This is a genomic window from Streptomyces sp. SID11385 (assembly GCF_010548245.1).
Classification (GTDB): Bacteria; Actinomycetota; Actinomycetes; order Streptomycetales; family Streptomycetaceae; genus Streptomyces.
Genome location: NZ_JAAGLR010000310.1, coordinates 1 through 10,399, shown reverse-complemented (window position 1 = coordinate 10,399; position 10,399 = coordinate 1). Strand labels below are relative to the sequence as shown.

Genomic DNA, 10,399 nt, shown 5'->3' with positions numbered 1-10,399 from the left:
TGCGCCACGGCGGTGCGGCGCGGAGGCGAGGCCCTGCGCGACCGCGCCGAGCGCACCGCGCGTGCCGCGCTGCCGCAGAGCTGGCGCACCGAGACATCCGCTGGCCCGGCCGGACCCGGCGAGCCCGTGTCGCCCGACGCGAACACCGCGCTCGCCCTCCTGCGCGTCGAGACGCCCAACATCGTCGTCGCCATCGCCCTCGCCCGCGACTTCGGCCACCCCGACACGGCCCTCGCCCTGGGCCGCGCGCTGTGGCCGGTGCAGCTCAAGTCCGGTTACTGGGACGAGACGCTGCCCGCCATGCGGGCCCTCGCCGTGCTCGCCGACGAGTACCGCCCCGGGACGGAGGAGGCGGCGTCCGTGCACTTCCAGCTCGCCCACTGCCTCGGCCAGCTCGGGTGCTACGCGGAGGCCCGGGCAGCGGCCGAGGCCGCCCACGCGCACGAGGAAGCGGCGGGCCACCTGCGCGGCCAGGCGTCCGCCGTCGAGTACGTGGCCCTCCTCCACCTCTACGAGGGGCAGGCGGAACCCGCCCAGGAGCGGCTGGCCGCTGCCGCCGCCCTCTACGACCGCATCGGCCCGCAGGACCGGGGCGCCCGCGATCTGCCCCGCGCCCGTGCCCTCCTCACCCGCCACCAGGGCCGGGCGCTGTGGCTGCGCGGGCAGCTCGTCGAGGCGCGGGCCGAGCAGGAAGCGGCTCTCAACCGCTTCGTGGAGCTGGGGGACGACGCGAACCGGGCGAAGACGCTGTCGGAGCTGGCCGAGACCCTGCACACGCTGGGCCGCACGGAGGACGCGCTCACCCGCATCGAGGAGGCCGAAGAGCTGCTGGGAAGCGAGGAACACGCGCGCAGGGCCTTCCTCGCCACGCTGCGGGAGCGGGTCACGGGGGCGGCCGGCTGAGGGTTGCGGGAGTGATGAGGGCGGCCGGCCGATGTTTCACGTGAAACATCCCGTCCGGGCATCGAGTTGCAGGCTTCGCGATGTTTCACGTGAAACATTCCTCTAGGGCCGGTGGAGTGATGTTTCACGTGGAACATCCCTCTCCCGCGCCACCCGCACCACGTGCTCGCCCGCTCCCGTCTCCAGCCGCAGGCTGACCCCGCGGGGCGGGATGCGGCGGCCCGCACCCAGCCAGGCGTGGACCGCTCCCGCGTACGCCGCCGGGTCCGCGTCCGCACCGGGGCCCGCCGTGAGGCGGAGCAGGCCCGCACGGCGGGAGCGGACCGTACAGGAGTGGCGGCCGTCCACGTAGACCGCGAGGCCGCAGTGGGGGTACGCGCCCAGGATGTCGGCCGTCCAGCGCGCGGGGCTGCCCGTGCGCGGGTCGTCGGGCGGGCCCTCGCGCACGATGATGTCGGCGAGGTCGAGTTCGGCGGGATCGCGTGTGTCCTCGTACACGCACAGGTGCGTGTCCTCCTGGGCCCCGTACGGCACCTCGGTGGTGCGCTCCACTCGTATGCGCCGCCCCCGCGCGAGTGTCCGGACGCGCAGCGGCGCGGTGCGGCGGACGGGCTCGTACGGGGGGAGCGCGAGCGGTTCGAGGAGCGCGGGCCACGGCGGTTCGGGGAGGCCGAGGAGCGCGTAGAAGTGCGCGCGGAGGAGGGCGGCGGCCCGGCCCGGCGCCGAGGTAACGAAGGCCGCGGGCTCGGGCAGCGGGCGGTGGGCGGTGAGGAGTGCGTCCACCTGCCGTACGAGAGGGGCCTCGGTGTCGAGGCGTCGCGCCTCGGTGACGAAGCGGGCGAGCGGGGCTTCCGGGTCGAGGCGTTCCGTGCCGCTCGCCGCGAGCAGGACCGGCAGGCCGAGGGCGGCGGCGTAGTAGCTGACGGCGCCGAAGTCGCCGAGCACCGCGTCCGCCGCGAGCAGCGCTTGGCGCCAGTGGCGGACGGGGTCGATGAGCGCGAGCCCTGATCTGCGGGCGCGGTCGAGCCAGGCGCGGATCTGGCCGGGGCCGTGCCCGTACCAGATGTTGGGGTGGAGCACGGCGGCGAGGCGGTAGGAGTCGGCGGGGAGTTCGGCCGCGAGGCGGGGCAGGAGGGCGGGGAGCAGGTCGGTGCCACCGCTGCCGAAGAGGCCCTCCGGGTTCCACGTGGAGTTGAGGACGAGGAGTCGCTGGCCGCGCCGGACGCCGAGGGCACGGCGGAAGCGGTCACGGTACGGGCGGGCCGCGAGCATCCGGTCGTAGCAGGGGTCACCGGCGAGCACGGCGGCGCCCAGCGCCTCGGGGCAGGCGCGCGCGAGGCGCTCGCGCTGCTCGGGGTGAGAGAGGACGAGGCCGTCCACGTACGGTGCTCCGTCGGCGAGCAGCCAGTCCGGCGAGAGGCCGAAGGTCGGCTCGGGGCCTTCGGCGCCGGGGCGTGGGAGGCGTTTGGTGTAGCCGACGCCGTGCGAGAGCACGCTCAGCCGTCCCGGCAGCGCTTCGAGGCCGCCGCCGAAGCTCGCCGAGACCGCGAGGTCGACGGGTTCGCGTGCCGCCTGCTCCCAGGGCAGTACCGGGAGGCCCCATTCGCGCAGCACCTCCTCGGTGCCGGCCTGGAAGGGCGAGGACCCGGTGTTGGTCACGAGGATCTGGACGCGCAGGTCGTCGTGGAAGAGCGGCAGCACATCGAGCAGCCGGCCCGCCGAGGTGACGTTGTGCACGACGAGCAGCACGCGGCGCTCCACCGCCCGGCTCGTCCAGCGCGCCGCGCCGGCCCCCACCGGCACCCGTATCTCCCGGCCCCCCGCCCCCACGCGCCCTCCCTTCCCCGCCGACGTCAACGTGTGTCCCGCCCCGGCCGAACCGAGTCCCACGACGCCGGGGCACCCTATCGGTCGGCCGAGGCGGCGGGGGTGAGGTCCGCGGTTCTCGTGGCGTGGCACGGAGCGACCGCGACTCCGGGGCCGCCACCGCCCGCCCGCACCGTCCACGCGCGTCGCCCCGCCCTCGCCCCGGCGCGGCGCGCTGCTTGACCGCGAACCGCGGCAGGAGTTGACTGCTCCGCGCAGGCGATGAATCCCGCCGGGGCCCCAGGGGACACCCCCTCGTGGCCCGAACCGCCCTCCCGGGCTGATGGCTTCTGACACGCAGTTGTCGGATTGCCGTGCCCCGAGGAGCGTCGTATGCGGACCGCCGCCACCCCTTCCCGAAGTCCCCCCGGAGCGCGTGCGCTCCGACTCCACCCACGCGTGACCTCCGAAGGGGACCTTCCATGCACTGTTACGAATGCGATGCCGCCGGCCACGAGGCGACCCCAGCCGTCGCCGTGTGCCGGCAGTGCGGGGCCGCGTTGTGCTCCGCCCATGCCCGGACCGGTACGACGCTGCTGCGGCGGGCGGGCGGGACCGGTGGCGTCGTGCGGGCGGTGACGGCCCGCCGGATCACCTGCGGAACGTGCCGCGCGGCGGAGAACTCCTGAAGCCGGCGTCCACCGCGGCCCCCGACTCCCCCACACTCCCGACCCAAGGAACCTCCCCCATGAGTTTCACCGTCGTCTCCCTCGACGCCGTCGAGATCCTCGACTCCCGCAGCCGCCCCACGCTCCAGGTCGCCCTCGGACTCGGCGACGGCACACGCGCCGTCGCGGGCGTGCCCGCCGGGGCGTCGACCGGGACGCGGGAGGCCGTCGAACTGCGCGACGGCGACCCGGGCCGCTACGCCGGGCAGGGCGTGCTCCGGGCCGCCGCGCACGTCCGCGAGGACCTCGCCGGACTGCTCTGCTCGCGCGCCTGGCACTCCCTCGCCGAGGCCGACCGGGCGATGGACGCGCTCGACGGCACGGGCAGCAAGTCCCGGCTCGGCGCCAACGCGATCGTCGGCGTCTCGCTCGCGCTGGCCCGCGCGCTCGCCGCCTCGGCGGGCGTCGAGCCATACACGTACCTCGCCCCCGAAGGCGTCACGCCGCGCCTGCCCGTGCCGCACTTCAACGTGCTCAACGGCGGCGTCCACGCGCCCAACGCGCTCGACTTCCAGGAGTTCATGATCGCCCCGCTCGGCGCGCCCTCGTTCGCCGAGGCGGTCCGCGCGGGCGCGGAGGTCTACGCGGCACTCAAGCGGCTGCTCCACGAGCGGGGGTTCGGTACGGGGCTCGGTGACGAGGGCGGTTTCGCGCCGGACCTCGTCCAGCCCGAGGACGCGCTGCGGCTGCTCGTCCAGGCGATCGGCGACGCCGGGTACCCGTCGGGGCGCGAGGGCGTCGCGCTCGCGCTCGACCCCGCGTCGAGCGAGTTCCGGTAGGAGGACGGCACGTACCGCGTGGCCGGGGAGTCGCTCAGCGGCTCCGACCTGATCACGCGGTACGAGGCGATCGTCGCGGACTTCCCCGTCTGGTCCCTGGAGGACGGGCTCGGCGAGGACGACACGGAGGGCTGGCAGGAGCTGACCCGCCGGCTGGGCTCCCGCGTGCAGCTCGTCGGCGACGACAACTTCGTCACCGACCCCGCGCTCATCCGGGAGGCGATCGCGGCGGGGATCGCCAACGCCGCGCTCATCAAGGTCAACCAGATCGGGACGGTGACGGAGACCCTGGAGGCGATGCGGCTGTGCCGTGAGCACGGGTACGCGGCACAGATCTCGCACCGCTCCGGTGAGACCCCCGACCCCTTCATCGCCGACCTCGCGGTCGCGACGGGCTGCGGGCAGCTGAAGTCCGGCGCCCCGGCGCGCGGGGAGCGGGTCGCCAAGTACAACCGGCTCCTGGAGATCGCCAAGGCACGGCCGGAGCTGGCGTACGGGCCGGCGCGGGGGTGGGAGGAGGGGTAGGGCGTGCGGCTTGGACGGGGCGGCGTTCGGGGGGCGGGGCGAGCGTGGGCGCGGGCCGGGTGAGCGCGCGCGAGGCCGGGCGGGGGCGCGGGGGGGGCCGCCTCGTACCCGTACCCCCGCCCCGCCGTCCCTCAGGCCGCCGGTTCGGTGGCTGCCGAGCGCTCGGCGGCCGGGCGCCTGCGGAGCGTGGGGTCGGTGAGGGCCGGGGGCTGGAAGACCATGTCCATGCGGCCGAGGTCCGTCCCCGGCGGGACGATCGCGTCGATCTCGTCGAGCACGTCGTCGCTCAGCGCGATGTCGGCGCCCGCGAGGAGGTCGTCCAGGTGCGCCTTCGTGCGGGGGCCGATGATCGCCGAGGTCACGCCCGGGTGGGCGAGGACGAAGGCCATGGCCAGGTGCGTGAGCGAGATGCCGGTCTTCTCCGCGAGCGCGATGAGCCGCTCGACGGCGTCCATGCGCCGCTCGTCGCCGAAGTACGAGAACATCCCGCCGCGCCGTCCGTCCGACGCCTGCCCCTTGCGGTAGCGGCCGGTGAGCTGGCCGCCCGCGAGCGGGCTGAAGACGAGCGTCCCCATGCCGTACTTCTCGGCGACCGGCAGGACCTCGCTCTCGATGCCCCGGTCGAGGACCGAGTAGTTGGGCTGCTCGGTGCGGAAGCGCTGGAGGCCGCGCCGCTCGGCGACCCACTGCGCCTCGACGAGGTACGAGGCGGGGAACGACGAGGTGCCGATCGCGCGCACCTTGCCCGCGCGCACGAGGTCGGTGAGCGCCGAGAGGGTTTCCTCGATGTCGGTGTCCGGGTCGGGGCGGTGGATCTGGAAGAGGTCCACGTGGTCGGTGCCGAGCCGCCGCAGCGAGTCCTCCAGGGCGCGCGTCAGCCAGCGCCGCGAGTTCCCCCGCATGTTCGGGTCCTCGCCCATCGGCAGGTGCGCCTTCGTGGCGAGCACGACGCCGTCCCTGCGGCCCTTGAGCGCCTTGCCGACGATCTCCTCCGTCTCGCCCTGCGCGTAGAAGTCGGCGGTGTCGACGAAGTTGATCCCGGCGTCCAGCGCCTGGTGGATGATCCGCACGGAGTCCTCGTGGTCCGTGTTCCCGTGCGCCCCGAACATCATCGTGCCGAGGGCGTAGGGGCTGACCTTCATTCCTGTCCGGCCAAGGGGTCGGTAGTGCATGGTGAAGCTCCTGACAGAAAACGGAACAACGTTCAGTTCGACGATACGGAGCAGTGTTCCGGATTGCAAGCGGTCGGCGTCCGGGCGGGTCACGGGGTGTCGCGACGGTGGGACCACGGCCTCCCTGGCAGCATCCGAGGACCCTGCGGAGAGGCACCTCATGCCTGACGGCCCCCGCCCGCACTGGCTCTTCGGCGACCAGCTCGGGCCCCACTTCCTCGACCCCCGCCACGACGGGCCCGACGCGCGGGCGCCCGTCGTCATGATCGAGGCGCGGGCCGTGCTGCGCCGCCGCGTCTTCCACCGCGCGAAGGCCCACCTCGTCCTCTCGGCGATGCGGCACCGCGCGCGCGAACTGGGCGACCGCGTCACGTACGTACGCGCCGAGACCTACACCGAAGGGCTCCGGCTCGCCTTCGGGAAACGGCGACCGCCGCTCACGGTCTGCCATCCCACCTCGCGGCGCGCGCTCGGTCTCGTCCATCGCCTGGGGGACGTGGAGGTCCTCCCTGCGAGGGGCTTTCTCGTACCTCAGACGGATTTCTCCTCATGGGCGGGGGAAAGGCCGCATGTGCGGCTTGAGGATTTCTATCGCTGGGTACGTCAGCGGCATGACCTGCTCATGGACGGCGAGCGGCCCGCTGGTGGCCGCTGGAACCTCGACCACGACAACCGCGAGCCCCCGCCCCGCGACACCGAGCGGCTCGACGTGCCCGCGCCCTGGCGCCCGCACGAGGACGACATCGACGAGGAGGTGCGGCACGACCTGGACCGCTGGGAGCGCGCGGGCGAGATCTCCTTCGTCGGCCGCGACGGGCCGCGGCTCTTCCCCGCGACCCGCCGCGAGGCCCGCGCCGCGCTGCGCCGCTTCGTCACGCATCGGCTCGCCGGCTTCGGCCCGTACGAGGACGCGATGCTCGCCGCCGACCCCGTACTCAGCCACAGCCTGCTCTCCGCGCCCCTCAACCTCGGGCTTCTCGACCCCGCGGAGTGCGCCGAACTGGCGGAGCGCGCCTACCGCGAGGGCGAGGCGCCGCTCAACTCCGTCGAGGGCTTCGTGCGGCAGATCGCGGGCTGGCGCGAGTACGTGTGGCAGCTCTACTGGCACTTCGGCGAGGAGTACCGCGGGCTCAACGCGCTGCGGCACACCGCCCCGCTGCCCGACTGGTTCCTCTCGCTCGACGCGGGCGCCGTGACCGCGAACTGCCTGTCGACCGTCCTCGCGCAGGTCCGCGACACGGGCTGGACGCACCACATCCCGCGCCTCATGGTCCTCGGCAGCCGTGCCCTCCAGGACGGCTGGGACCCGGCGGCCGTCACCGACTGGTTCCACCGCTGCTTCGTCGACGGCTACGACTGGGTCATGCTGCCGAACGTCCTCGGCATGTCGCAGTACGCGGACGGGGGCCGCATGACGACGAAGCCCTACACCTCGGGCGGCGCCTACGTGCACCGCATGAGCGACCTGTGCGGCCCCTGCGCCTACCGGCCCACCGAGCGCACCGGCCCGCACGCCTGCCCGTACACCGCCGGGTACTGGGCCTTTCTCGACCGCCACCGCGACCGCTTGGAGCACAACTACCGCACGGCAAGGGTGGTGAAGGGACTGGACCGGCTGGGAGACCTGGAGGAGGTACGGGAGGAGGTGGCGGAGCGGGGGGATGGGGCGCCGTGAGGGGGTGGGGGCCGTGAGGGGGCGCGGCCGTGGGTGAGGGGGCGGGGTGGCTGGAACGCGGCGTGACTAGAACGCGTAGCGGACGCGGAGCCAGGGGGCGCGTTCGGCGATCAGGCTTGTCAGCCGTTCCAGGGCTCGCGCCTTGATCCCGTAGGCGTACCGCACGTTCTCCGCACCGTTCTGCGAGCGCTTGGTCTCCTGCGCCTCCGGCTGCCACAGGACGTCCTCGGCACGCGGGTGCCAGCCGAGGTTCACCTCGTGGAGCGCGTTGTTGTGCGTGAGCATGATGACCTCGGCCGCCGCCTGCTCCTTCACGGCGCGCGGCAGCACGTCGTCCAGGTGCGTCAGCAGCTCGGACCAGTCGCGCTGCCAGCCGGGGCGCAGCACGACGGGGGACAGGTTGAAGTGCACCTCGTACCCGGCGTCGAGGAAGTCGCCCGCGGCGGCGATGCGTTCGGCGACGGGGCTCGTGCGCAGGTCGAGGAGGCGGGCGTCGGCGGGCGGCATGAGCGAGAAGCGGATGCGGGTGCGGCCACGCGGCTCGTAGCCGAGCAGATCGGGGTTGACGAATTTGGTCGCGAAGGAGGCTTTGGCGTGCGGCAGTTCACGGAAGGCGGCGACGAGTTCGGCCGTGCTGTCGCACAGCAGCGCGTCCACCGAGCAGTCGCCGTTCTCGCCGATGTCGTAGACCCAGGCGCGGGGATCGCACTGGTTCGGCTCGCGCTTGGGGCCGAGGCGGCGGACGTGGCGGGCGACGGCCGCCGCGATCGCGTCGGTGTTCGTGAAGAGGGTGATGGGGTTCGCGTACCCCTTGCGGCGCGGCACGTAGCAGTACGCGCAGGCCATGGCGCAGCCGTTCGAGGCGCCTGGCGCGATCCAGTCGGCGGAGCGGCCGTTGGGACGGACGGTGAGGCTCTGCCGTACGCCGAGCACGAGCACCTCGGTCTTGATCCGGGTCCAGCGGGCGACGTTCGTCTCCTCGCCGTGCAGCGCGGGGATGCGCCAGTGACTCGCCACCTCGGTCACGGGCACGCCGGGCAGCGCGGCGAGAATCCGCCGGCCTCGTGGCGCGTCGCGGGCGGCGGGCTCGGCGTACACGTGGCGGATGCGGGCCATGCGGCGGGCGCGGGCGCTCGCGCGGAACGGGTGCGGCGGCATCGGGGCGCGGGCGCCGGGGTCCTCCGTCGCCTCGGCCAGGGCGAAGAGCGACTCCTGCCCCTCGGGCGGCGGGAGGGCGGGCATGGCGGGGGTCCCTTCTCGGGTACGGGGTGGGGGGCGTGGGGGTGGGCGTAGTGCGAGGTGGGGGGTGGGGTTCTGCGGGGGGCGTGGCGCGCGTACGGCGGGGTGGGGGTGCGCGTACGAGAAAAGCCTGCCACGCGGGGGTGACAGTGGGCGGCGGGAGGACGTGAGCAGGGCCCGGACCGCCCTCTGTGACACGTCTCACGCCCCTTCGACCGGTCCGGGCGGAATGCCGGAGAGGCCCGCCGTCGCTGGCACCTGTGGCGGGGACCGCGCACCGGTCCTCGCTTCGGCGTGCGCGCGGGCAAGGACGCCCGGCGCGGCCACACCCGTCCACCTTGTTCACGTGGCCGTCCCCAGCCCCCTTCCGGAGGTACCCCCGCCATGCCCTTGGCCCTGCTCGCGCTCGCCGTCGTCGCCTTCGGCATCGGCACGACGGAGTTCGTCTCGATGGGCCTGCTGCCGCAGATAGCCGACGGCGTCGGCGTCTCCGTGCCGCAGGCGGGCAATCTCGTCTCGGCGTACGCGCTCGGTGTTGTGGTCGGCGCGCCGCTCCTCACCGGGCTCGGCGCCCGTATCCCGCACAAGAAGCTGCTGCTCCTGCTGACCGGCCTCTTCGTGATCGGCAACACGGCCTCCGCCTTCGCGCCCGGCTTCGGCACGCTCTTCGCCGCGCGCGTCCTCGCGGGCCTGCCGCACGGCGCGCTCTTCGGCGTCGGCGCCGTCGTCGCCTCACGGCTCGTCGCGCCCGAACGGGCCGCGCGCGCGGTGTCGATGATGTTCCTGGGCCTGACCGTCGCGAACATCGTCGGCGTCCCGGCCGGTACGGCGCTCGGACAGGCGCTCGGCTGGCGCGCCGCGTACCTCGCCGTCGCGGCGATCGGCCTCGTCGCACTCGCCGCGCTCGTCACACTCGTGCCGCACCAGCCGCGCGGCGAGGGCGCGGGCATCGGCCGCGAACTGCGCGCGATGGGCAACCGCCACATCGCGATCATGCTCGCGACGGCGGTCGTCGGCTTCGGCGGCTGCTTCGCCGTCTACAGCTACCTCGTACCGATGCTCACCGAGGTCACGGGCATGGCGGAGTCGTCGACGACGTTCGTCCTCGCGCTCTACGGGGTCGGCATGACGCTCGGCACGCTCGTCGCCGGGCCGCTCACCGACCGCGCCCCGCGCCCCACCCTCTACGGCGGTCTCGTCATCCTGGCGATGACGCTCGCGGCCTTCTACTTCGCGATCCACGTGCTCGCGACGGCGCTCCTGTGCGTCCTGCTGATCGGCGCGGTGGGCTCGCTCATCACGACGCCCGTGCAGATGCTCCTCATGGCGAAGGCCGAGGAGGCGCCGACGATGGCGGCCGCGTCGAACCACTCCGCCTTCAACCTCGCCAACGCGGGCGGCGCCTGGCTCGGCGGCCTCGTCATCTCGGCGGGCTGGGGCTGGACCGCGCCCGCGCTGGTCGGCACGGCCCTCGCGGTCGCGGGCCTCGCGCTCGCGCTCATCGGGGGCCGGATGGACGGCGGCGTGTCGCTGCGCGGCCGTACGAAGGTGGTGGCGACGAGCGCGGCACCG

The 10,399-nt window shown here is 74.1% G+C and carries 7 protein-coding genes and 1 pseudogene; 5 read left to right on the top strand and 3 right to left on the bottom strand.

What is annotated here, in order from left to right; translation table 11 throughout:
• Nucleotides 1–903: tetratricopeptide repeat protein (locus G3I42_RS09385; RefSeq protein WP_164284209.1), on the top strand; the 903-nt coding region annotated here is incomplete at its 5' end.
• 102 nt (nt 904–1,005) lie between these two features.
• Here the strand turns inward: G3I42_RS09385 and G3I42_RS09380 are convergent.
• On the bottom strand, nt 1,006–2,706 hold the full coding sequence (locus G3I42_RS09380; protein ID WP_343244498.1) for a hypothetical protein: 1,701 nt from the start codon (nt 2,704–2,706) through the stop codon (nt 1,006–1,008).
• Between the two features lie 485 nt (nt 2,707–3,191).
• Here G3I42_RS09380 and G3I42_RS09375 point away from each other — a divergent pair, with 485 nt between their 5' ends.
• Nucleotides 3,192–3,398: a DUF2180 family protein gene (locus G3I42_RS09375; RefSeq protein WP_164284207.1), complete on the top strand. Its 207-nt coding sequence runs from the start codon at nt 3,192–3,194 to the stop codon at nt 3,396–3,398.
• A gap of 59 nt (nt 3,399–3,457) precedes the next feature.
• Nucleotides 3,458–4,741: pseudogene (eno, locus tag G3I42_RS09370) on the top strand (phosphopyruvate hydratase).
• Between the two features lie 131 nt (nt 4,742–4,872).
• Here eno and G3I42_RS09365 read toward each other — a convergent pair.
• On the bottom strand, nt 4,873–5,913 hold the full coding sequence (locus tag G3I42_RS09365; protein ID WP_164284205.1) for an aldo/keto reductase: 1,041 nt from the start codon (nt 5,911–5,913) through the stop codon (nt 4,873–4,875).
• Nucleotides 5,914–6,073: 160 nt separating this feature from the next.
• On the opposite strand from G3I42_RS09365, the gene G3I42_RS09360 reads away from it, so the two are divergent.
• Nucleotides 6,074–7,588: a cryptochrome/photolyase family protein gene (locus tag G3I42_RS09360; RefSeq protein ID WP_164284203.1), complete on the top strand. Its 1,515-nt coding sequence runs from the start codon at nt 6,074–6,076 to the stop codon at nt 7,586–7,588.
• Between the two features lie 66 nt (nt 7,589–7,654).
• Here the strand turns inward: G3I42_RS09360 and G3I42_RS09355 are convergent, their stop codons facing one another.
• Nucleotides 7,655–8,830, bottom strand: coding sequence for a spore photoproduct lyase family protein (locus G3I42_RS09355; protein WP_164284201.1), 1,176 nt, complete (start codon nt 8,828–8,830; stop codon nt 7,655–7,657).
• A gap of 381 nt (nt 8,831–9,211) precedes the next feature.
• On the opposite strand from G3I42_RS09355, the gene G3I42_RS09350 reads away from it, so the two are divergent.
• A partial coding sequence (locus G3I42_RS09350) for an MFS transporter (RefSeq protein WP_164284199.1) occupies nt 9,212–10,399 on the top strand: 1,188 nt, incomplete at its 3' end.

Bases quoted from the DNA above. Each gene is read 5' to 3' on its own strand.
- G3I42_RS09375 (WP_164284207.1), top strand. From the start codon at position 3,192: ATGCACTGTTACGAATGCGATGCCGCCGGCCACGAGGCGACCCCAGCC.
- G3I42_RS09365 (WP_164284205.1), bottom strand. From the start codon at position 5,913: ATGCACTACCGACCCCTTGGCCGGACAGGAATGAAGGTCAGCCCCTAC.
- G3I42_RS09360 (WP_164284203.1), top strand. From the start codon at position 6,074: ATGCCTGACGGCCCCCGCCCGCACTGGCTCTTCGGCGACCAGCTCGGG.
- G3I42_RS09355 (WP_164284201.1), bottom strand. From the start codon at position 8,830: ATGCCCGCCCTCCCGCCGCCCGAGGGGCAGGAGTCGCTCTTCGCCCTG.